This is a genomic window from Enterococcus sp. 7F3_DIV0205 (assembly GCF_002141365.2).
Lineage (GTDB): Bacteria > Bacillota > Bacilli > Lactobacillales > Enterococcaceae > Enterococcus_L > Enterococcus_L palustris.
Window position 1 is genome coordinate 1,576,191 of record NZ_CP147244.1, and the last position, 24,199, is coordinate 1,600,389.

Consider the following 24,199-nt stretch of genomic DNA (forward strand, 5'->3'; position numbering starts at 1 on the left):
AAAATCTACCTTATAAATTATAATATACGTTCTTTGTTACAGTTTTTTTAAGATTTAGTTTTCATATGTAAACAAATTATTATTTAAATATTATGTAGAAACTCGGCTTACATCTCGTTGTGTATCACTTTTTAGTTGTATTCAGCATATTGAGCTTCCAAATTAATTACTGAAAACGAGTCAGGGTTCCTCATAAAAATGTCTTCATAAGGAATACCCTCTAATAAAAATGACTTGTTTTGCATAAAAAAGCACGGTCACTATAATAAAAAATCCATTATTACAGATTCTTTAATTTCTAAGTTGTTTCTGATAAAATGATCCTCTTAATTTATTCGGCATTAAACTTATCACGATGTGGACTAATGAAACAAAGACTAAATCATTGATTTTCCCCAAACCATTTTTATAAATAATCTGTCTGGCTTTGAGTCCTGGAACCAGATAAGACACGCCGCCTCTTCTAGAATACATCTCCGCTCCTGTTCTTGCATACACAAGCATCTGCTGCAAATTAAAGCTTACAAAGTTCTTTTTCAAAAGTCTCACCCATAAGTAGTAATCCTCAAATCCTGGTAAAGGCTGATAATTTCCAACCTGTATCACAGCGGATTTCTTAAACATTACTGTCATATGATTAAACGGATTTCTCCGTTTTGAATAAGCTCTTATTGCTTCATTACTTTCAGGCATTTGCTTTCTTGCCAATACATTATCAGGGGTTCCTTCAAATTCAATGATATTTGATCCTAAGATAGTTAAATCTTTATTCTTCAAAAACTCTTGATATTGTACTTCCAATCGATTTTCTGCCATGATGTCATCAGTATCCATTCGAGCAATCAGGGAATTTCTACACTTTTCTACTCCGATAGCCAAAGCAGTTCCGAGTCCTTGATTTTCATCCAACGAAATCACTGTCAGCTGTTCCCCTAACTTTTCTTGATACTGCCTGATGATTTCATCTAACTCCTCTGTTAATGGACCATCTTTTACTAAAAGAATTTCTTCGGGTTGAGCTGTTTGATTGATCGTACTTTCCATAGCTTGAATAAAGTATTCTGGTTTCTCTTTAACATAGATCGACATTAATACACTAACAGCTAGTTTTTGCATTGTTTTCACTCGTTTCATTTAAATAAATCGATTTTATTTTCACTCAGAAAAGAAAGATCTTTTTCGCTACGTTCAACCTCTTCTACACCTTGTGAAGAGACCTTATCAAACAAAATTTTGATTGTTTGTAACAAGATTTTCAAATCCAACATCAAGGAATAATTTTTAATATATAGTAAGTCGAAATTCAATTTACTATTATAGTCAGATGCATACTTTCCATATACCTGTGCGTAGCCTGTGATTCCTGCTCTTACATTATGTCTCAAGTAATACTGCGGATTTTCACTATTAAATTGATCAACAAAGAATGGTCTTTCAGGTCTTGGACCGACAATAGCCATATCCCCACGGATTACATTGATCAGCTGAGGTAATTCATCTATTCTTAGTGCTCTTAAATATTTACCTACAGCAGTGACTCGACTGTCATTACTTGTAGACAGCACTGGACCTGACTTAGCTTCTGCTGTTGCAGACATCGTTCTAAATTTTAAAATTGGAAATTCTTTTTGGTTTAACGTAATTCTTGTTTGCTTATAAATAATTGGTCCTGGAGAAGTTACTTTGACAAGAATTGCTGCTACAAGCATCAAAGGAGATGCAATCACTAATAAAACAAAAGATAGCATAATATCAAATAGTCGTTTAATGAAGTTATCTTCGCCTTTGATTCTGAAATCCGAAACCTCAATAATACTTTCATCTTCGAAATTCATCATATTTGGTTTCAACATAATTAAATTCTCAAAACTAGTATTTAAGAAAAGCTTCTTTTCAGCTTTTGTAACAAGTTTATAAATCTTGAATTTTTCATTCTCATCAATATGACTGGAAATATAAACGATGTCAATTTGATCCAATAACTTCGTTAGATTTTCATAGTAATGATCCACAATAACGGTTGTAACTTGGTGTTTTTTATTCTTATGACTAACAAAATTTTGAGCAGCTGAGACTACACTGTCCTCTGTACCCACTATCACAACTTTTTTTATTGAACTAACTTTCAAATATAAAAAATAAACCAGTATGCGCCAAAGACTTAGTAATAAGATACTGACAATGAATGTATAAACGAGTACCGATCTTGGAAAAGTAAACCAACGACCCGCAAATGTAATGGTCATAATAAACAAAATCGTTAGAAACTGCCCAATAACCGTTACAAAAACAATGTCATTGATCGTTCGATTATAAAAAACATATGCCCCTAATAGTAAATTCAAAAAGATAAAAAATAGCGAAATGTAAATAGCAGACTTTTCATATGAGACAAAATTATATGAAGGAATGTTAAATCCAAATTTAATCCAAAATCCAACCAATACAGAAAAATTGAAGACCAAAACATCTACAATAATAATCGCAATTCGTTTTGCATTATTCCATTCATTTTTAGTTGACATTTTTACCTTCCTTCCTAATTATATAAAGTTTTGATACATTATTTCTTTCGTAAAACTTCAAGTTTTATGTTACCACACTAAGACTTAAAAAAAAACAACAATCTTATCACCCGATCAACAGGCAACACTATGATCAGATAAAGAAATATCCCTCTATTTTAAGGGATTTTCTTCTGTTTTTTGCAATGCGATTCCCACAAAACTATAAACAATCGGTATCCAATAATTTGCCAACAATGTTTCTTCCATCGTAGATTGAACACAAATAGCTAGAAATCCTAATAATAAACTAATCTGAAAAGATGAAAGGTTAATTTTCTTAACTATATTTGAGCTTAAAAAATATAACAACACGCCAAACACAAAAATATACCCAATAATCCCATAGTTTCCTAAAACATAGATGTAGCTGTTATGAGTCCCTAATGATTTCCATGATGCAGTGAAAGGTTCCATACCGATCAACATATTCTGAATGCTAGAAAACCATTTTTCAAAAAACTCAGCCCAGATTCGCTCTCTTCCGGTAAATAAATTAAGTGTATCTGATTTTGAAAAAGCATAAAAAACAATTGGACCTAAAATAAACATCAGACTAAAACAAGAAATAAGAATATAATTATTCTTCATTATTTTCTTAGGTATCAGATTATCAACGATAATAAACAGAGCCAACGCTCCTAATGAGGCTTTTGACTGACAGACCCAAATTGCTAGCACTCCAACAATATAGATGGGAATCACTAGGAGTTTAAAATAACCAATATTGAATGACTTTATTAAAATCGTCAACATTATCACTGATAAAAGTATCGTCATTCCGATAGTATTTGTATTGATCCAAATCGCTTCTAATTTATTACTATTTTTCCAAATGGCATCTGCTGGGACTAACTTGGGTAATTCTGTATAGATCCTATATAAGGTCACCCCTAAAGAAATACCCGTTATGCCTCCTAACAGGCCAAAATCAAGTTTTGTAAATTGGGTCTTTTTAAAACAAAGTAAGAAAAGAATGATCAACGGAATTGAAGCATTGATAAATCGATTACTATGTCTCATAGAGGAGGTCAGAGTATAGAATAGAAATAGACCACCTGCTAAAAAAATAAGTATCCAGTCAGCTTTAGTTAATTCTCTGACTTTTAGCAGCAAAACTAAAGCAATTGCAGCTACTAAAAGGTATACACTATTATCATAGATAAAGGAAGTCGTTTTAGTGCCAATTCCAACCACCCACATCAAATATGATGCAGCGATCGTAACCAACAAAATTAAATTACTCACTCTATTTAGGATTTTATCCATATTAACATCCTTTCAATAGATCTCTCAATCAGTACTTAACTTGATAAATATACGCACCATTTGTATCCGGTCCATATAATTGTTCCAACTGGATCGTTTCTGTGGCAAGTTTATCAATGTTTTCATACGTAACCAAATACTTGATATTGTATTTTTTCAAATCTTCCAACGCTAATCTAACGACAAATGCATCAGCATTCAACAATTCAAATTGTGGTTTATTTTCCCCGACTTCCACATAAATATGAGAATAACGATTGTAAACATCCTCATATTTTCCAGTAGGATCAAGTGGCTTCCATGATTCTAAATTAGGTGTAAAGGCAGTTCCATTGAATGTATGTACACCTAACATTGGTAAATAAGCATGCATCATTCGTTCACCAGCCCACACTTGATTTGGGTCTTTCTTTTCTATTGCCATGACCGACTGTGCAATCTTCTTCTCATAAACAGCATTAACGCCTTTCACTACTGGATTTACACCACTACCTGTGAATAAAACAACTCCTAGCAGCAATAATGAAAATAGATATTTTCGTTTATTTAACAACAGTGTAATAAGCAAACCTGCTAATAATAAAATCATGATAATATCCATTTTACTCAGATACAATCTCAAGTTTCCTTTGTATAAAGTAAAGAAATATAAGCCTAAATTCACCGTAATGATCGAAAGCTGAGCGATCACAGATAATTTTTTCTGCTCCCAAATAAACTGAATAAACCAAATACTTAGTAAAATTGCGGAAAAGCCAAACGCGAGATATGCCCGCTCTTCTGGTACATATGACCATAATGTGATCTTAGCAAAAAAAGTGGGAAAACGAACACTCATCCATACCAAGTTAAACAAACAAAATATAAATAAGAAGAAGCCGTAAATATTCTCTTTGATTTTCTTATAGAATAGCCAAGGTGACAGCAGCACAATGACGAAAAAGAAATGGTAAAAATTACTCAATTCTGAGTTGTTTTCATAGACAACATCTTGAAACTGCATTTTCCAATTCGTTAAAAAAAGAAAGATGTCTTTTTTGGAAAAATCACCACCAACGGATACTCTATTCCCTGGATAAATCGTATGCATAACACTAATAAGTGATTCCCACGAAGTGATCAGAGAAACGGTAACAATCAAACCTGTAATAACTACAGCTAACCCAATAGAGACAGCATCAAACTTGTCTAATTTAACCTTATGACGAAACTCAATGAAAAAAGCAATCAAAAATAATAAGATTAAGTAGCCAAACGGCACTTGAAGTGCAGGATATAACACGAGAATAAAACCAGATGCACAAATACTCGCAAGTATAGAAAAGAATATCCGCCAACGCTTATTTTCATGATAATAAAAGTGGTTATAAACCCCGACTAAAAAACCGAAAGTGAAGAAGACTAAATCGCCAACTGGAGAAACAAACCACCATTGAAGCGCAGCTGAAAAGGGTATCCAAACACTCGTTAGAAGCGCTAAATACTTATTCCGCTTAGTCAAAATCAGCCCTATTTCAAAAGACAATAGCATCAGGCCAATCAATTTAAGCCCCCAATACCAAGATAATCCTCGCTCTTTCCCAAGAAGAACGTAACCCCATGTAAATGGCTTAGCCAATGTAGCTAGATTTAAAGCAGGAGAATTATACCCTATGACCATATCTTGACCATCAATCGTTATTACTTCATTATGATTTTTTAACCCTGTTTGCGTTTGAGAAAGACTATATGGCGTTTGAACCATCCATTCATCGGATCTGATCGGTCGCGGTTTACCAAAAATCACTCCTTGTTTATCTGCACCCTCGGTATAGTCAGAAACATATTGATCCCACATATTGATCGAACTGCCATGTAATTTGAAGATCAAAATTAAAATAAACATAAGTAAAGCAATCAAAAAACGAGCCTTTATCAGTTTATCTATTCCTTTCATAAGTTGATGCATTATACCATTGCTTTTCTTCTCTTCTACTTGATTAATTTCCATTTCTAACTCCATTTCATAGTCATAAAAATTATTTTTCTTCCTACTAGTCCCTATATGAAAAATTAGGTATTTCTCTTGTAAGATTAGGATTATAAAACGGATCATCATCGATCAAGGTCGACCATTTATGTTCCATCATCGCCTTTTCTTTTTCAAAGCGTTTTTTCTTTTTCCCTTTATCATCATATCCTCGTGTTTGAGATTCAAAATGATAAAGTTCTGCTTCGTGAAGCCAAACATTGTCTCGGCCTAATTCCTTCACTTTAAGACACAGATCAACGTCATTAAACGCTACAGTAAAATCTTCTTCAAAGCCCGAAACAGCATCAAAATCTTGTTTTTTCATCAACAGGCATGCTGCGGTAACCGCCAAATAATCAACATTCAGTGCTAATTTACCAAAATAACCTAAATCGCCGTGTGGATAACCATAATGCCCATGCCCTGCAATTCCCCCTAACCCTAGAATCACGCCAGCATGCTGAATCGTATTGTTTGGATACAATAATTTTGCCCCTACACAACCGATCCGTTCTTGTTGACCAAAAGAAACCATTAATTTTAGCCAGTCAGCATTGATCACTTCAGTATCGTTATTTAAAAATAATAGATATTTTCCATTAGCATCTTTCGCCGCAATATTATTTATTTTAGAAAAGTTAAATGGAATATCGATCACAAGTACACGAAAACGATCATTAAGTCGTTCTTTAAATGAAGCATAGAGTTCTTCCATTTTTTCATCTGTACTACCATTATCTGCAATAATGATTTCATAGTTTGGATATGTTGTTTTTTCAATGATCGAAGAAACACAACGTTTCACATCTTTATAACCATTTTTTGTAGGAATAATGATCGAAACTAACTCTTCTGATTCAATATCGTAATAGACATCATATAATCCATTTGCCCGACCATGAGTCGCATGACCTTTGATTTCTCTACGAACTAATGCATCTTGAACCGCTCTTAGACCAGCTTCAAAGGCATAACCTTTTGACGATTGATCAACTGCAGTCGATGTCGGCAACATACGCCAATGATACAAAACTTTAGGAATATGTTTGATCCGTTTACTCGTTGTTTTTTCAGTAAATCGAAGGACTAAATCATAATCTTGAGAGCCTTCATAGCCTTTTCTAAAGCCGCCGATTTCTTCAAGAATCGTTCTACGATAAACACCTAGATGAGAAATATAGTTTGTTCCTAATAATAAATCTGGTGACCAGTCCGGCTTAAATGATGGATCTGAACGATTGCCTTCCATATCGATTTTATCTTCATCACTATAAAGTAAATCCAATTCAGGATTTTCATTTAAAGCTTTGACAACTTCATAAAAAGCAATTCTCGGCAGTTCATCATCATTATCTAATAATGCAACGAATTCCCCTGTAGCCAAAGCCAAGGCAGAGTTTGTTGCTTCGCTGATATGTCCATTTTCTGGTCTAAAAACAACTTTGATTCGTTCGTCTGAGTCACTATAATCCGTCAATAATTCTTTCACTTTAGGATCCGTAGAGGCATCATCTGCCATGCAAAGCTCCCAATTTGAATAATCTTGAATCAAAATAGAATCAATGCAACGACGCAGCCACTTTTCTTCTACATTATAAACTGGCATAGCAATTGAGATTTTAGGTTGATAGTGAAATGCGCTGATTTCAGCTTTGATTTGTTCAAAATCAAAATGTTCCGTTCTTTCCAACCAACTTGGATAAGAAGACTGATTTCTGATTTTTTCGATTTTTACGCGTTGAATCGTACTTTTGATACCATTTCTTTTTAGATAATTGATGCCTTTATGTACTTTTATCATCAATCTTGCCATTTTATCTTCAGTACCAGGGATCAGAGGATGTTTTTTCGCTAAATCGATCCATTCTACTTTGCTAGATTGCGAAGCTTCCGAATCAAAACGAACTTCCAATTTATTCTTCTTTTGGATACCTTCTAGCTTTATTTCGAATCCTGCTAAAACATTTGCTTCTACCTCATAGATTTGGTTGACATCTTCTCTTAAAACACGTTTGATGTCAAAAGACGTTACTTGCTCTTGATTGTTGATTGAAATAACTGGTGAGGACTTTGAATCTGTATTCAAAGTCCAGCCAGTTACCGTTAAGTTATTGGTTTGTTTCTCTCGATAGATACTATCAATAATGATCTTTATCTCATCGTTCATGTTTTGCTCTCCTTATACTTAGAGGTCTGATCTTACTGACGTTTTGGATTTTTATAAATGTCGACTAAATCTTGTTCAGACCATTTATCTGTTAATGCTTTAAAATTGCCTTTTTTATCAAGCGTCTGATTCTTTTCCTCTGCTTTGAAAATAGCATAAGAACAATAGATGATTTTTTTATCTAGTTCTTTCGCAACTTTCAAGGATAAATCTGCTCCCATAATGTCCTTACCGAACTCTTCAGTGATACCTGAAACGGCAAGATAGTCTGCTTTTCTGAGAATCATACAGGCTTCAGAAACAGCCTGTACATTTCTTGGTAAAGCGATACGGTAGTAATAGCCTAAACTCTTACCAGGTGTTCCTTGTTCAGGATAGATCAGACGTTTTTTCTCTGTATCAATAGAAATACCAATATTTTCGATACGATAACGATGATCCACTACCCGACCAGTTACAATTCCCGCTGTTGGTTGTTGTATCATGTTCATCATCTCAACGAGCCAATTGCTTTTTGTTGGGACTAAGCCAGCATCTAAAAGAACTGTGTATTCGCCTGTACTTGATTGGACCAATTCATCTCTTGTTTGACCTTCACTATAGATAAGCTTATTACTAGATGATTTGACTCTTTCTTTCATCGATTTTGGCAAAACAATATCGTAGTTCTCATAAATTGTTTTTTCCAGTAGCTTTTTCAAATAGTCATTGATATCAGCAGTATCATTCGTAATCACAATAGACACTTTAGGCACTGTATCGTAAATATAATTGATTTTATATGAACCATAAAATTCTGCAATTTCAACATTTGCTTTGATATTACGGCGATCCATTGCAGCTTGCACCGCGCGTTGCCCCGCAACATAAGCATATCCTTTACTTTCAGGATTCAAAGCAGTTGATGATTCAATGGCACGCCAATGATACATCATGCCAGGAATGTGAGCGATGTTTTCGGCATTTTCAGTTGCTCGTAAAACAAAATCATAATCTTGAGCACCGTTAAATTCAGTCTTCAATCCACCTGTTTTTTCTAATAAAGAACGTTTTACAACAACGAAGTGTGTAATGTAATTGTGGTTTAAAATCAACTCAGAATTCCATTTTGATTTATAGAATGCATTGAAACGTTTGCCGCTTTCAGTGACTTTATCTTCATCTGTGTAAATAAAATCGATTGTTTGATCTTCATTTAACGCTTTTACTACTTCATATAATGCTTGCGGTGCTAGCTCATCATCATTGTCCATAAAACCGATGTAATCACCTGTGGCAATCGTTAATGCTGAGTTTGTTGCTTCTGAGATATGACCATTTTCTTCACGATAAATGACTTTGATCCGATCATCTGCATCTGCGTATTTTTTTAGTAATGGTTTGATATAATCACTTGGTGAAGCATCATCTGCTAAACATAATTCCCAGTTTTCATAGTATTGATTTTGCAGTGAAGAGACACAAGCATCCAACCATTTTTCTTCCACATTATAGACTGGCACAGCTACAGAAATTTTAGGTTGGAATTTAAAGGTCTTGATTTCTTCTAAAATTGCCGACGGATCAACTGGTGTTTCTTGTTGCTCCTGGCGTTTAAAATACCACTTCACAGAGCCAATCAAGCCCCGTGTCTGCATAGAACGCATTGCACGTTGGATTTTATTACCTGGCTGTACCATGTTTGGTTTCTCTAAACGGTATTGTAATTTACGACCATTATCGGCAGAAACATTCAATGTATAAGTTGGCTGATCTTCTGGATCGATCACCTCGATTACAAAACCATACTCTTGGTCGCCTTTTAGTTCAAACATATCGATAACATCTCTACGGTATTCTGTTGTTACAGAATAGTCAACAGTCGTTTCAGCTGATACTTTAAAGGAAACTGGTAGTTTGTCTTCTTTAGAATATGCCCAGCCACGAATCACGGTCTTTTTCTCCTCAACATGACGAACGATGTCATCGATATTAAGTGAAACAAGTGAATCAAATTTACTGATTGAAACTTTTTTATATTTTGTCATTTGTTTTTCACTCACCATTAATTCTGTATTTTTTGACTGATTATTTTCTGCCTGCTGTGTAAGAGCATAATCAATCAGTCCATGAACCACATCAGAAAAATTACCTTCGTATTTATAATCTATCGTAATCGTCATCGTTTTTCCAACGATAGCTTTATTATTTACTTCCATAACAGGAACTTGAGTGTCAGAGAAAAAATACTGTGTTTCTTTGTTATAGACTGCATTTGTTGCACTTGGTTGGATTACCTTACCATCGACGGTCAATTCTACATCTACTACTGTTCCAGTCAAACTCGGGAAAATTTTCAATAATTTGATATTTTCTGGTATCTCGATCGTAAAGGTTTTATTTTCACCAGACACGTTATTCAGTTGAACGTCAAATTCTTTTTGCTCTTCTTCACCGCAGTCATATAAAAAATGGATATTCTTTCTATAGCTTGAATTCTCTGGTATTGTGCGGATTGGATGCTCCACAGCTTCAGCAGAAAGTGCGTAGAAATACTGATAGACTTCCCCAAATGGACGCGCTTTAAATACGGCACGTGCTTCCACTGGCAAGTCTTCATAATTGGATTCTAATTCATTATAACCAACTTCGTTGATTGTAAAATCTTCTTTGGCAATAAATAAACCAATTTCATCGAAAAGTTTTTCAAAACCGCTTTGGACGAAGAAAGACTTATGTGTTGCATCTAACAATCCTGTTTCGCGCCAGTCTAATTTATTATTGAATAGATCGATCAAAACGGAATTATGTGCAATATTTGGAAAAGTGATCAAAATTTGACCTCCTGCACTTAAAAAAGGTTTGACTTTCATAAGTGCATTTTTAGGATTCATCAAATGCTCTAACACATCCGCAAAAATAATGTAATCAAAGGTTTGACCTTCAAAATGTTTCGTCCAAGCTTCTTCGTCAATGTTCCCATAAAAGCCGTCATTAGAAAACTCACTGACATGATCATACAATTCTTTGTCCAGCTCAACGATTGCTACATAACAATTCTTTTCTTCCATCAAATATTTCGTCATTCGCCCATTTCCCGGACCAAATTCTAATACTCGACTGTTTTCTTTAATTTGAGCAACGATTTTACCAACACTAGTACTCTCGTCAACTTCCATTTCAAAATCATATTTCATCTTTAATAGTATCCTTCCATTCATGATCTAAAATGACAATGCCTTCGCCTGCATAGCGACCGCTAATAAACATGGTCAGGTATTTCGTTTTATAAACCAAAGGTACTGTGGCGTGTTCTTCAAAAAAAGCAATATCAAAATAATATTCGCCAGTTAAAAGAGACATTTTTCCATATTCTAGGTAAAAGACATTTTTACCTTTTTTCCACGGAATTTTAACACCGTCTAACAACGTGTTTAGTCCACACACATAATTATTATCCACTGTTCGAATCGCTACCCCACACACAGGTGATTTGATCGTATCGTTTTTAACAGTATACTCTAATTTTACAATGACCTTCTCATCTTGAGTGACTATTTCTAGAGGCTCTAGAGCATCATTTAATAAGGTTGCTTTATCAACCTCGATAATATCAGGAACCGTTTCTTCATTTTGAATTGTTTTTTCTCGGTCGACTGTTTTGATTGATTTTTTCTTTAAGAAGTTTTCGTAGTTTGTTGTTACGTCCATTGTATCACCGTATTCAACAACTTCTCCGTTTTTTAGCCAGAATGTTCGGTCACAAAAACGACGGACAGAATTCACATCGTGTGAGACAAAAAGAATCGTTTTGCCAGAATTTTTGATTTCGGTGAATTTCTCCATACATTTCAATTGGAACTCTAAATCTCCAACTGCCAACGCTTCATCCACGATCAAAATATCTGGGTCTACATTGATCGCTACAGCAAAGGCTAGACGAACAAACATCCCGCTAGAATAGGTTTTTACAGGTTGGTATAAGTGATCGCCAATATCAGCAAACTTGATAACATCGTCTACTCTTTCTTCCATTTCTTCTCTGGAAAAACCCAGAACCATACCGTTTAGAAAAATATTCTCATAGCCAGAATACTCAGGATTAAACCCTGACCCCAGTTCTAATAGCGCAGAAATTTTCCCGTCGATCTTCATAGAACCAGAAGTTGGTGTTAAGACACCTGTAATTATTTTAAGGATCGTTGATTTACCAGAACCATTTTCTCCAACAAATCCGATCATTTCACCTTTTTCAATTTGCATAGTGACATCTTTTAATGCATAAAAAAGATCGTGATACGTTTTTTTCATTGGATTAAGCGCTTCTTTAAAACGATCAGAAGGTTTTTTATACATGTTATATGTTTTTGTTATATTCTGTATATCGATTGCATATTCTGACATTTTTTACTCTCCTATACTTTATAATACATCTGAAAAATGAGGTTTCAAACGTCTAAATACAGTTGAACCAACTAACAAAAGAACAATCGTAAAGCCCCAGAAATACAAGCCATATTGCCAATGTTCCCAAAACCACGCTTTACCTGTAAATGAATCACGATACCCTTGTACAATGTAATAGAGTGGGTTTAATTTCAGCACTTGTTCGATCCAACCAGTAGGCTGCCATAAAATTGGAAGGGTCCACATAATTGTTTGCATCGCCACATTGATAAATTGCATGATATCTGGTAAAAATGGTTGTGTAGAAGCCGTTAACCAAGTAATTCCTGTTAAGAAAATAATCAAACAGAATAGGTAATAAATCAATTGTAACGCATGTAACGTTGGATAAATGCCAGTCAATGAAGTAATACCAAAACCAATCACAATAAAAAAGAGATGTGTATATAGATTTGATAGTATTTTAGAGGTTGGCAAAATTTGTACGTTAAAGACTACTTTTTTTACAAGATAGCTGTACTCTCTAAAAACATTTGTTGCAGACAACAATGAGTCTGAGAAAAAGAACCATGGAATCAATCCCGTTACTAAATAAACAATAAATGGATATTCCTCATTCGCTCCTCGTGCACGAATTTGCGAAAAAACAAACCAGTATGTCAGCACAGTAACCAAAGGGGTAATAAATGCCCAAATGATACCTAGCGCAGAACCTGCATACTTTGATTTAAAATCATTAAACGAAAACTGTAACAACAGTTTTCTATTTTTAAAGATATTTTTAAAAATGGATAGTGTTTCTCGTATCATTGATTCTGTTCCTTTCTTAATTCCATCGCTTTTATATTTCCACTAAAAATAAGCTGCATAACATTACTAGTTTAAAGAATATACGCGCTTTTTTCAAGTTATGTAAGTATTTTCTTAAGATTTAGTGATCAAAAGCTGATTTTAAAGGCTTTTTATTTGGCTAGTTGAATGATCACGATCCCTAAAATAATCACACAGGTTCCAATAACAGTCCCAAGTGAAACTTGTTCTTGCAAAATAAGTTTTGAGCCTATTAAAACAGCAATATTTGTAAAGGCTACTCCCATAGGAACGATATAAGAAACTTCTGACTTACTGATAATCACCATCCACAGGACAAAACTAAACATGTAGCATAAAAAACCTATAATCGTTGTAAAAGACATCGAAAAAGAAAAAATGGCATTCGTGATCTGAATTGAATTTGCTTGCGAACCTAGCTTCACTAAAATCAAGCCTGAGGTTGATAAAACGACATATATTAAGAATAAGAACATTATTTTTTCTCCTTTTTATCTTTCATTATTGAAAGTTCTTGGATTAACAGTTTTATTTGATTTTGCTGCTTAGACAACATAGCAGAATTTTTAATTTCAATGAATAGTAAAACGAAAATCGCAGCGATCAACAAGAAATTAGAAGTTGTTTCAAAGCCTAGATGCTTGCCGAGCCACTCTGGTAAACGAGGAAAAATAGCAAAAATCACTAATCCAGCTGATATAAACAACCATCTAATAGCATTTTTTAATAAGAAAATATTCTTGTTGACTGAGCGAATAATATATACAAAAAAGAGTATCGAAAAAATCAGCATCTCAATTCTTAAAATCGAACTCATTAGTCTCCCTCCCGCATAAAGCCTGAAACGATGATTGCAATACTTACTTCAAACATATATTTAACTGAAGTAAAGGAACGAATCGACGATTGACCGCCAGAGCGTTCCATCATATTAACCGCAACCTCTTTGATTCTAAATTTCTTTTTCAGCAGATGTACGGTCGATTCTGGTTCAGGATAACTCGTCGGATATTTTTTTGAAAAATAGCCGATGATTTTTTTGTTACAAGCGCGATAGCCAGAAGTCACATCATAAATTTTTTTACCTGATGATAGATAAATCAAAAAAGAAAGAATCTTAATGCCGACACGACGCATAAAAGTGGTTTGAAACGCAGCTTTTTGATTTGGCAAAAATCTTGAACCAATCGCAAAATCAGCTTCATTTTTAATGATTGGTTGTACTACTACATCCAGACTGTGGATGTCATGTTGCCCGTCCCCATCAAACTGAACCGCAATATCATAATCGTTTTCTTCTGCGTATCTGTACCCTGTTTGAACAGCTCCCCCGATCCCCAAATTCATTACTAAATGAACTGCATTGATTTCATTTTTTTCTAAAATCTCTTGAGTTTTATCCGTTGAGCCGTCATTGATGACAACATAATCGATCGTGTAAGAATATTTATGATTATTCTCTTTTTTAAAATTTTCAATTGACATAATTGTATTTAAAATATTTTCTTCTTCATTATATGCAGGAATAACTAAAAGAACACGCATAGTAACTCCTCCTTTACCAGTTGATAACTATTAAAAATAGTATTTTAATAATAGTTGAATAAAAACGAATATAAGTAATAACGCAATTCCAAAAAATGTTACTCTATCTATTGTCTTTTCACTATATTTAGATTCTAATTTTCGTGAAGTCAACATGTACATTCCCAAAAGTGCCATCGGTGTTAGATACCGTGCCTGATATCCATCAACCTTAAGTGCTCCTACAGGCGTAAACGTGATATAGAGTGCTGTGGCACTCAAAATAATCATACTTAAAATAGAAAAACCGACAATAGTTTTTTCTTTTAAATTAAAATAAACATTCTCTTTTGTTTGAGCTTCTTGATAATCGAATAGGCACAAGAATACTGTTACACAAATATTTAAAAGAGTAACCAAAGGATTGATCACCAACACATACCCCATTAAACCAAAGGTTGAGGTTAAGTAGCCAACACTATTTGTTGAAAAGAAAACAACGAGCATTTTTAGATAGCCTATCGGATTTTTGATAATATTTGTCATCTGTTTGTCAGAATCAACATTCGGTAATTTCCACTGATTGATCCCCATATCAGATGAGTATTTATAAACTAAGAGAGCGACAACAAAGAGCAATAGCGATAATGTACTGTATAATATCCACTGCGCTTTTTTATTTTTAAAGTTGTCTCTTCCCAATAAGAAAAATAGAACCAGTACTGGTGCATAAACCACCTTAATAATAATTGCCATACTAAAACAGGCAGCAATCAAGATAAATTCCGATAGTTTTATATGTGATTTTTGATAGCGTATTCGCATAATTTGAGCAAACCCTAGCATGACCACACCCACTAGTAATGCATCTACTCCAATGGATGCAGCAAGATACAACATCACTGGCTGTGCTGCAAAAAACGCCATTACTCTTTTACCATAAGGCATTTTTTTGATCGCGAAAAATGCTAATAATCCGTAAGCCAAGACATTAAATATTCTGGCAAGCCATACATAAAAAATCATCGGCAGATGGAACAACATTGCTACTTTTACACCTATTCCACTAAAAACATAAGAGAAAAAGGGATACGTTACAGCAGAAGTTTCTTTCTTTTCTTCTATTGGTGTTAACGTTCCTTTGGCACTGTTTTTATTGTACATATCTCTAAATTCTTCATAAGCGGTATAAGGTTCCTCTACGTACATCGTTTCAAAACCGGCAGGTAACTGTAACTTGTCCCCATTTTCAAAGAATAAGTTTCCTTCTGCTACTGAAATACTTTTTATAATATGAGCCCGTTCGTCCATCGTTTGGCCGACTGGCATGAGTATAGATAATAACGAACCAAATAAAATAATAGCAAAAACAGAAAAATACTCATAACGTCCCTTGAATAGCCCACTAGCAATCAACACTATGAAGATAACTAATGACAACGAAACAAAAAATCGAATCAAGTTAAAATGAAATTTATTTGTTCGTTTTACATCGGCAATTTGAAACTCTCGGTCTCCAATATTTTGAAACGTTAATGTCAACGGATTTTTTTTATCAATGATTTTAATTACTTCTAATGAATCCTGAATCTTTCGTTCACCATAATCTGTTCCTGGACTGGTAATCTTTACCATGGCATCTGGACCTGGATCAACTGATGATATGAAGGAAAGCTTTGTTGCCCCACTTTTAGTACTTGGGATAACTATTTTGCCCTCAGCGGTTTTGTTAATCAGTTTATAGGTATTTTCTCCCGTTTTTTCAACATTCTCAAGTGTTACATTTGTTATGTCCTCACTAACACGTCCATATCTAAAATAGGAAAAATTAAACACCAACAACTCAATCAACAATACAAAAATTATACAGCCAAAAAGTAACGTCAGTAGCTTATATAAATTTTTCTTTTTATCTGCAGAAATGACAACCATTTTACACCATACCTTTTCATTATTTTTCTCCATTAAATAAAGGGCAGACGTAACAAAGTTCATAAGGAATAAAAACGCCCTAACCCTTTCTATTCCTTATACGATCTTCGTTATTTTTTAATAGATGTCAACATCGCTTCTAACGCTTTTTCCCATGTTGGAATTTCAAACCCTAGTTCTTTCGTCTTACTAAGATCCATCACAGAATATTTAGGTCGAATTGCTTTTTGCGGAAATTTGCTTGAATCAACTGGTAAAACCTCTACCTCTGTGTTTTTTAGAATTTCTTTGGCAAATTCATACCAGTTACAGCTGTTCTCATTAGATAGATGGTATATACCGTAAGGAACATTTTCTTTTATAACAAAAACCATAAATTCAGCCAATGTTCTGGTCCAAGTTGGACGGCCAAACTGATCATCAACAACAGTCAGTTGATCACGGGTTTCTGCTAATTTTTGCATTGTGAAGACAAAATTATGCCCATATTGACCAAATACCCAAGACGTACGAATAATATAATACTTTTCCATCACTTCTTGAACGATTTGTTCACCTAATAATTTTGTACGTCCGTATTCATTTTGAGGATTGGTTTGGTCATCAGTCTTGTACATATCCTCTTTTTTTGTTCCATCAAAAACATAATCTGTACTGATATAAACTAATGTAGCATCCACAGCTTTAGCTGCAACAGCTACATTACGTGTGCCATCTACATTGATTTTCTCGTCTAATTCTTTTCCTTCATCTTCGGCTTTATCCACAGCAGTATATGCTGCACAATGATAAATCACCTCTGGTTTAAGGTTGGTGATATAAGCCATTGTTTTATCTGCATCTGTAATATCTAATTCTTTTGAATCTGTAGCAACGTATTCCACACCTTGCTCATCTAACAAATGACGTAACTCTGTTCCAAGTTGTCCATTACCGCCAGTTAAAAGTATCATCCTTATTTCCTCCTTCAAGAAAAAAAGCAAGAATAGAAATCGCTGATGAAAGATATTTCTTTCTGCTTTCTCACTATCGTTTCGTATTTAGAGCGTGAAGCAAAACCATCTTTAGTTTTGTTTCACGCTCAACAACTCATTATTTTAATCATACTCGGTTAAAATCTGATGTAAGATATCATTTGGAAATACGATACCGATTTATTGACCGTTTTTCGCATAATTGGCTTCTACAGCGGCTTTATCCGCTTCCCACCAATCTGCATTTTCTGTATACCATTTAATCGTATCTGCTAAACCGTCACGGAAATTAGTAAATTCAGGTGTCCAACCCAATTCATCACGTAATTTAGAAGAATCGATCGCATAACGTAAATCGTGACCTGGGCGATCATTTACGTGTTCATATGCATCCTTTGGTTGACCCATTAATTCTAAAATAAGTTCCATAACTGTTTTATTATCTTCTTCTCCGTCAGCACCGATCAAGTACGTTTCACCAAGTTTTCCTTTGGTTAAGATCGTCCAAACAGCTGAAGAGTGGTCATTTGTGTGGATCCAGTCTCTAACATTTTTCCCTGCACCATATAGCTTAGGCGTAATTCCACTTAACACGTTGGTAATTTGGCGTGGGATAAATTTTTCAATATGTTGATACGGTCCATAATTATTAGAACAATTGGAAATGGTTGCTTTTAAGCCAAACGAGCGACCCCATGCTTTTACCAACAAGTCTGAACCTGCTTTTGTTGAGGAATATGGACTTGATGGATTATAAGGTGTTTCAGCTGTGAATTTTTCGCCTTCACCTTCACCGTGTCCTGGTAAATCCTCCCGTAATGGCAAGTCACCATAAACTTCGTCTGTTGAAACATGGTGATAACGTACATCGTGTTTGCGGCAAGCCTCAATTAACGTATACGTACCAATAATGTTCGTTTGTACAAACGGAAATGGATCATTCAGTGAATTATCATTATGCGATTCTGCTGCATAATGAACTACTGCATCTGTCTTTTGAACTAAACGATCGACCAATTCAGCATCTGCGATATCACCAACAACTAATTCAACGCGATCAGTTGGTAGTCCTTCAAGATTTTTTTTATTTCCTGCATATGTTAATTTATCTAATACAGTTACATGAACTTCTGGGTGATTGTTCACTACATAATGAACAAAGTTTGAGCCGATGAACCCTGCCCCACCAGTAACAATGATGTTTTTCATCTTCAAGATCTCTCCTAAATTTTTTTAGATTTCACCATAAATAAAAGGATTTTCTGATTCAAATTCTTTTAATGTTGGGTGATTTTTATCTTTTTCAGACGTGATGGCTTTTTGAATATCGATCGGCCAATCAATTGCTAAATCAGGATCGTCAAAAGCAATTCCGCCATCAGCAGGTGCATTATAATAATTGTCACACTTATACATAAAGTTCACATCTGGTGTCAACGTCACAAATCCATGGGCATAACCTTTAGGTACCAATAATTGACGATGGTTATGCTCAGATAAAATATATCCTTCCCATTGTCCATAGGTAGGGCTGCCTTTACGGATATCAACGATCACGTCTAATACTGCGCCTGTCACGACACGTATAAGTTTCGTCTGAGCTGCTTCACCTTTTTGAAAATGTAATCCACGTAATACGCCCGCTTCACTTGATAGAGAATGATTATCTTGTACAAAATCAAAGTCTAACCCTTGCTCAGCAAATTTTTCTTTAGAATAACTTTCAGTAAAAAAGCCGCGGTGATCGCCAAATACGTCCATTTCAATGATTTTTACATCTTGTAATTTCGTGTCAATAACTTTCATTCTCTATTCGCTCCTAGTCTGTTTCTGCCAATCTTAATAAGTATTGCCCATACCCATTTTTTTTCAATGGTTGTGCTAATTCAATTAGCTCCTCTTTTGTAATATAGCTCATTCTATACGCGATTTCTTCTAAACAAGCTACTTTTAAATTTTGACGCTTCTCAATCGTCTCAATAAAAGTTGATGCTTCTAACAACGATTCATGGGTTCCTGTGTCTAACCATGCAAAACCGCGTCCCATCAATTCAACAGATAATTTATTCTTTTCCAAATAAACTTTATTTACATCTGTGATTTCTAATTCACCACGATCAGATGGTTTGATATTTTTGGCAATCTCGATCACATCGTTATCATAAAAATACAAACCAGTCACAGCATAATTAGATTTTGGTTTCTCAGGTTTTTCTTCAATTGAAAGAGCTTGCATTTGGTCATCAAACTCAACTACACCAAAACGTTCTGGATCATTCACATGGTAGCCGAAAACAGTAGCTCCGCTTTCTTTTGATGCTGCACGCTGCAACATGTTAGATAACCCGCCGCCATAATAAATATTATCACCTAAAACTAAACATACACTATCATCGCCAATGAATTTTTCGCCAATAATGAATGCTTGTGCCAATCCGTCTGGACTTTCTTGAACAGCATATTCAATGTGGATGCCTAGATCTTTACCATCACCGAATAAACTTTCAAAACGAGGTGTGTCATCTGGTGTAGAGATGATCAGAATTTCCTTGATACCTGCCAACATCAACGTAGACATTGGATAGTAAATCATTGGTTTGTCATAGATAGGCATTAATTGTTTCGATGTGGCTTTAGTTAATGGGTATAGTCTGGTTCCACTTCCCCCAGCTAAGATAATCCCTTTCATGAAAAAAACTCCTTATACTAATTTATTTTATTATTATTTACTAACATCACTAAATGCTATTATTGCATTATTAGTTATGATTGTCATTCGTTTTAAGAATATTTTATAAAACTGTAAAGTTGCTATTTTTCACGCATTAAAAAATATTCGTTTGAACAATACATAGCTGATTGCACAGCGCCATTTTAGTTGCTGAAAAAAGCTGGCTTTTGTATCGATCTCACTCGCATTATTATGATGTCTGCGATACAATGTGAGTTTTTGCGGGATCAAAGCACTTTTATTTCGATAAGCCGCAATCAAACCAATCCACATATCGTGCATAGGAACTTTAGCAGGGATTGGCAATATTCTTGTCTTCAATCTACCACGAAAAGCCATTCCTGCACCAATATATTTATTTTTCACGATATTGTGAAGAAAACCGATTGTCACATTTCGATACTCAAAATAAGAAGGTTCAATCACTTCTAACTGTTCATCTACAATCACCAAATCGCTGATCACTAAATCTATTTTAGGGTGAGAATGAAAAAATTCTAGTGTTGTTTGAACTTTTTCAGGTAGCCAGACATCATCTTGATCTGCTAAGAAAATAAATTCACCCTGACTTTGATTGATAGCAAACTCAAAATTAGCAATCACACCTTTGCCTGGTCCTTTAAATTTCTTTATCCGCTTATCTTTTGCTGTATAGCGATCGATTATCCTCAACGTTCCATCTTTAGAGCCATCGTCGGATATAATCAGCTCATCATGACTGTCTAATTGGGGCAAGATGCTTTCAAGTTGTTCTTCTAAATATTTTTCTCCATTATATGTCGCAATACAAACTGAGATCATTTATTTTCCTTTCATTAGTGATCGATACTCCGAAAATGTTCTACGCCAAATCTTGCGATTCTTCACACGTAAAAATTGTTTGACCATTCTAAGAAGTAAATGCCTTCTGTGGCTATCAAATTTATCTTGATCATAATTCTTATAAAAAAGTGTTTCCCCTTGAATAATCGATTCATATCGTTTGCTACTAATCATTCGGTAATCTAATACAGACAAATCATGTCCTAGGTGAAACTCTAAAACACTGATTTTTTTATTCAATTGATGTATTTTCCAAAATAGCCAATGATCTAAAAAGTCTAAAGGAAACGCCAAGTTAAAAGCCCCCATACTATCTAGCGTGGACTTAGGCAACGCTGTCCCAGAATTAATGCACATGATTTTCTCTGAATAGACCCCGACTTTCGGCAAATCTGATCCAGCTCCGATATATTTATCTGAGAATACTGGTGATATTTGTCTACCATGAGAGATAACAATCGGAACATATGCGCCAATTGCTGCATCTAATTTCAACTCTAAAAGTGTATCCAGATACTTCTCATCCAGCATAGTATCTTGATCTAACAATAATATCAAGTCTCCCTGAACTTCCGTAAGATACTGACTTCCACCATTGTATGCTTTAGCAAGTCCTGAATTTGCCCCATCATGAATGTAGCGAACATTCTTTAGATGGAATAATTCATCCTCATGCGATTTTGGGCTGTTATCATAAATAAATAGGTAGACTGTACTTTTTGCCATGATCACGCTTTTTAGATAGTCATAACTAGGCGTTTGTGAGAATTCAGTTTGATATAAAACGATCGTAATAACCAACTTATTCTCCACTAGAAAAACCTCCAGCCCCATTTGTTGAAAAATTTAATCATTGACTGCAAAAATATTTTAAATAATTTTTTGTTTTTATGTGCCCCTTTTTCATATAAATGAATCACTGTTTCAAAAGGGGTATATAAGATCTTATAGCCTGCTTTTCCAAAACTCATACACAGATCATTATCTTCAAAATACATGAAAAAGCGTTCATCAAAACCGCCGATCTGCTTAAATTTATTGATATCAATCAGCATGAAACAACCGGAGCCCATGGTTATATAGGTTGTTTGATTATCAGGCAGGTCTCTGCACTCAAAATAACTTAAACGCTTATTAAATACCTTTTTGACTGATTGAAATGGAACGAAACGCAACATATAATCAAATACATCCAATTTTTGACGAACTAAATATTGTGTTGTACCGTCAGAATTCAATACTTTGGGACAAACCGCCGCTAATTGATCCTCTTCTCGAATACGCTGAATCATTTTATCCAAAGCCTCTTTTGTAATCAACACATCTGGATTAAAAATCACCGCATAACGTGTGTCAACATTTTTCAGCACTTGATTATGTCCGTAGCCAAATCCTTTATTTTCTTCAGATTTATGCAGGAAGATAAAAGAGCCGTATCCTTCCAGCTTCTCTATATAACGTTGCTCAGAAGCATTGTCAAATATATGTATATCATAATTTGAGTTTAGACCCAATTCAATTTTTAAATTATCCAGCACATCAAAAATATGACGGCTATTGTGAGTAACAATGGAGATCGTTATTCTATCATTCATATTTTTGCCCCTCATTTAAAATAAGATGAGTTCAGCTAGTCCTTACTTCCCTAGCCCATCTCTACCAAAAGTAAAGTAGCAACAACATCTAAGTCTTTGTCATTATAAGATTTGCATATTCACTCATTAATTAGTTGTACTCTAGGAGAGCGGAGCAAAACGTACAGTGTTTTGTCCCGCTCTCTCAATTTACTCAATCAACAAATTATAACACAGCTTAAAATCCCAGCAAAGATTCTCATTTATTATTTACTTTTTTTTAGAATGTTTGCCTAATCGTTTTTCTAATTGTTGCTGACGAAATTCTCGATTGCCAAACATACGTAAAATATACATCAACGGCTGATGATTTTCACCGACCAGTCCAATCATTTCGATAAATAACTCTAAACCGATAGCACTAAAAACAATTAACAGAATCGATGCAACATTGCTTGCATAGCTGAACAACAATGCCACAAATGAAAAGACTAATGCTAAACCATAAATCGTCATTACCGCACCTTTATGAGTAAAGCCAAGTGACAACAGTCGATGATGTAAATGCATCTTATCAGCAGAAGAAATCGGGCGCTTATTCATTAATCGCCGAATAATTGCATAAACGGTATCAGTAATCGGCACACCTAAGATAATCATGGGTGTAATGACTGTAATAAACGTAGCATTTTTCAGCCCTTGTAAAGACATAACCGCAATCATAAAGCCTAAAAATAAAGCCCCTGTATCACCTAAAAAAATCTTAGCTGGATAAAAATTATACGGGAAAAAACCTGCAATACTAGCAACTAAAACAAAAATCACAATGGGAATATACACCGTTTTGGCATGTAGGAAAAAATAACCGATGACCCCGATGGTTGCTAAACTGATAATTGACACTCCAGAGGCAAGGCCATCCAACCCATCGATCAAGTTGATTGCATTTGTAATGGCCAATATCCAAAATAATGTCAAGGGCAAACTGACCCAACGTAAATCGATATGTCCGAAAAATGGCAATGTCACAGCATCGATTCGAATCTCGGCTACAAAATAAATGACTAAAGCACCTAGCAGAATTCCAAGTGTTTTTTTCTTTGGCGATAATTCATAAATATCATCGACTAGTCCCGTTGCAACAACGATTCCTGCACCTAAAATAATCGGCCATATATAATCGACCGGTATGATCGATTGAAACATAACTAAACAAGAAAATGAAAAGACAAAATAAATACCTAATCCACCAGCCGTTGGCATATTCTTAGTATTTACTCTTCTTTCGCCTGGAGCATCATAGGCTCCTATTCTAAACGCTAATAATTTAACAATCGGCGTTGTAATCAACGATAAAATAAACGTCAGAAATAGACGGATAACAATTTCATAAATAAACATCGACATGATGAAC

The 24,199-nt window shown here is 34.7% G+C and carries 20 protein-coding genes; all 20 read right to left on the minus strand.

Annotated features, from left to right (window positions below; genetic code table 11):
* Positions 1 to 291 precede the first annotated feature (291 nt).
* The 20 genes from A5821_RS07445 to A5821_RS07540 all read right to left on the minus strand — a co-directional run bounded on the left by A5821_RS07445 (position 292) and on the right by A5821_RS07540 (position 24,192).
* Positions 292 to 1,116, minus strand: a complete 825-nt coding sequence (locus A5821_RS07445) for a glycosyltransferase (RefSeq protein WP_086313938.1) — start codon at positions 1,114 to 1,116, stop codon at positions 292 to 294.
* A gap of 14 nt (positions 1,117 to 1,130) precedes the next feature.
* On the minus strand, positions 1,131 to 2,525 hold the full coding sequence (locus tag A5821_RS07450; RefSeq protein WP_086313939.1) for a sugar transferase: 1,395 nt from the start codon (positions 2,523 to 2,525) through the stop codon (positions 1,131 to 1,133).
* 153 nt (positions 2,526 to 2,678) lie between these two features.
* Positions 2,679 to 3,833, minus strand: a complete 1,155-nt coding sequence (locus tag A5821_RS07455; RefSeq protein ID WP_086313940.1) for an EpaQ family protein — start codon at positions 3,831 to 3,833, stop codon at positions 2,679 to 2,681.
* A gap of 28 nt (positions 3,834 to 3,861) precedes the next feature.
* Positions 3,862 to 5,823 carry a DUF7657 domain-containing protein gene (locus A5821_RS07460; protein WP_170922970.1) on the minus strand — a complete coding sequence of 654 codons (1,962 nt, stop codon included), beginning with the start codon at positions 5,821 to 5,823 and terminating at the stop codon, positions 3,862 to 3,864.
* A 43-nt stretch (positions 5,824 to 5,866) separates the two neighbouring features.
* Positions 5,867 to 8,011, minus strand: a complete 2,145-nt coding sequence (locus A5821_RS07465; protein WP_086313941.1) for a glycosyltransferase family 2 protein — start codon at positions 8,009 to 8,011, stop codon at positions 5,867 to 5,869.
* A gap of 32 nt (positions 8,012 to 8,043) precedes the next feature.
* Positions 8,044 to 11,187: a glycosyltransferase gene (locus A5821_RS07470; RefSeq protein ID WP_086313942.1), complete on the minus strand. Its 3,144-nt coding sequence runs from the start codon at positions 11,185 to 11,187 to the stop codon at positions 8,044 to 8,046.
* Positions 11,177 to 12,394 (minus strand): ABC transporter ATP-binding protein, encoded by a 1,218-nt coding sequence (locus A5821_RS07475; RefSeq protein ID WP_086313943.1) that lies wholly within the window; start codon positions 12,392 to 12,394, stop codon positions 11,177 to 11,179. The genes A5821_RS07470 and A5821_RS07475 overlap by 11 nt, the downstream gene beginning before the upstream one ends.
* A gap of 18 nt (positions 12,395 to 12,412) precedes the next feature.
* Complete coding sequence (locus A5821_RS07480; protein ID WP_086313944.1) at positions 12,413 to 13,207, minus strand: ABC transporter permease; 795 nt, start codon at positions 13,205 to 13,207, stop codon at positions 12,413 to 12,415.
* A 152-nt stretch (positions 13,208 to 13,359) separates the two neighbouring features.
* Positions 13,360 to 13,704 (minus strand): hypothetical protein, encoded by a 345-nt coding sequence (locus A5821_RS07485; RefSeq protein ID WP_086313945.1) that lies wholly within the window; start codon positions 13,702 to 13,704, stop codon positions 13,360 to 13,362.
* The gene (locus tag A5821_RS07490) at positions 13,704 to 14,045 is read right to left on the minus strand and encodes a DUF2304 domain-containing protein (protein WP_086313946.1); all 342 of its coding nucleotides are present in this window, start codon (positions 14,043 to 14,045) and stop codon (positions 13,704 to 13,706) included. Before A5821_RS07490 ends, A5821_RS07485 begins: the two co-directional genes overlap by 1 nt.
* The gene (locus A5821_RS07495; protein ID WP_086313947.1) at positions 14,045 to 14,773 is read right to left on the minus strand and encodes a glycosyltransferase family 2 protein; all 729 of its coding nucleotides are present in this window, start codon (positions 14,771 to 14,773) and stop codon (positions 14,045 to 14,047) included. The genes A5821_RS07490 and A5821_RS07495 overlap by 1 nt, the downstream gene beginning before the upstream one ends.
* A 30-nt stretch (positions 14,774 to 14,803) precedes the next feature.
* A complete protein-coding gene (locus A5821_RS07500; protein ID WP_086313948.1) occupies positions 14,804 to 16,747 on the minus strand; it encodes a DUF2142 domain-containing protein in 1,944 nt (647 codons plus the stop codon).
* Between the two features lie 47 nt (positions 16,748 to 16,794).
* Positions 16,795 to 17,637, minus strand: a complete 843-nt coding sequence (rfbD, locus tag A5821_RS07505) for a dTDP-4-dehydrorhamnose reductase (protein ID WP_086313949.1) — start codon at positions 17,635 to 17,637, stop codon at positions 16,795 to 16,797.
* Between the two features lie 201 nt (positions 17,638 to 17,838).
* Positions 17,839 to 18,867, minus strand: a complete 1,029-nt coding sequence (rfbB, locus tag A5821_RS07510) for a dTDP-glucose 4,6-dehydratase (RefSeq protein WP_086313950.1) — start codon at positions 18,865 to 18,867, stop codon at positions 17,839 to 17,841.
* A 24-nt stretch (positions 18,868 to 18,891) separates the two neighbouring features.
* Positions 18,892 to 19,464, minus strand: coding sequence for a dTDP-4-dehydrorhamnose 3,5-epimerase (rfbC, locus tag A5821_RS07515; protein ID WP_086313951.1), 573 nt, complete (start codon positions 19,462 to 19,464; stop codon positions 18,892 to 18,894).
* A gap of 13 nt (positions 19,465 to 19,477) precedes the next feature.
* The gene (gene rfbA, locus A5821_RS07520) at positions 19,478 to 20,347 is read right to left on the minus strand and encodes a glucose-1-phosphate thymidylyltransferase RfbA (protein WP_086313952.1); all 870 of its coding nucleotides are present in this window, start codon (positions 20,345 to 20,347) and stop codon (positions 19,478 to 19,480) included.
* A 129-nt stretch (positions 20,348 to 20,476) separates the two neighbouring features.
* Positions 20,477 to 21,190 carry a glycosyltransferase family 2 protein gene (locus A5821_RS07525; protein ID WP_086313953.1) on the minus strand — a complete coding sequence of 238 codons (714 nt, stop codon included), beginning with the start codon at positions 21,188 to 21,190 and terminating at the stop codon, positions 20,477 to 20,479.
* Complete coding sequence (locus A5821_RS07530) at positions 21,191 to 22,024, minus strand: glycosyltransferase (protein WP_086313954.1); 834 nt, start codon at positions 22,022 to 22,024, stop codon at positions 21,191 to 21,193.
* Complete coding sequence (locus tag A5821_RS07535; RefSeq protein WP_086313955.1) at positions 22,024 to 22,806, minus strand: glycosyltransferase family 2 protein; 783 nt, start codon at positions 22,804 to 22,806, stop codon at positions 22,024 to 22,026. Before A5821_RS07535 ends, A5821_RS07530 begins: the two co-directional genes overlap by 1 nt.
* Positions 22,807 to 23,055: 249 nt before the next feature.
* On the minus strand, positions 23,056 to 24,192 hold the full coding sequence (locus tag A5821_RS07540) for a glycosyltransferase family 4 protein (RefSeq protein WP_086313956.1): 1,137 nt from the start codon (positions 24,190 to 24,192) through the stop codon (positions 23,056 to 23,058).
* Positions 24,193 to 24,199: the final 7 nt, after the last annotated feature.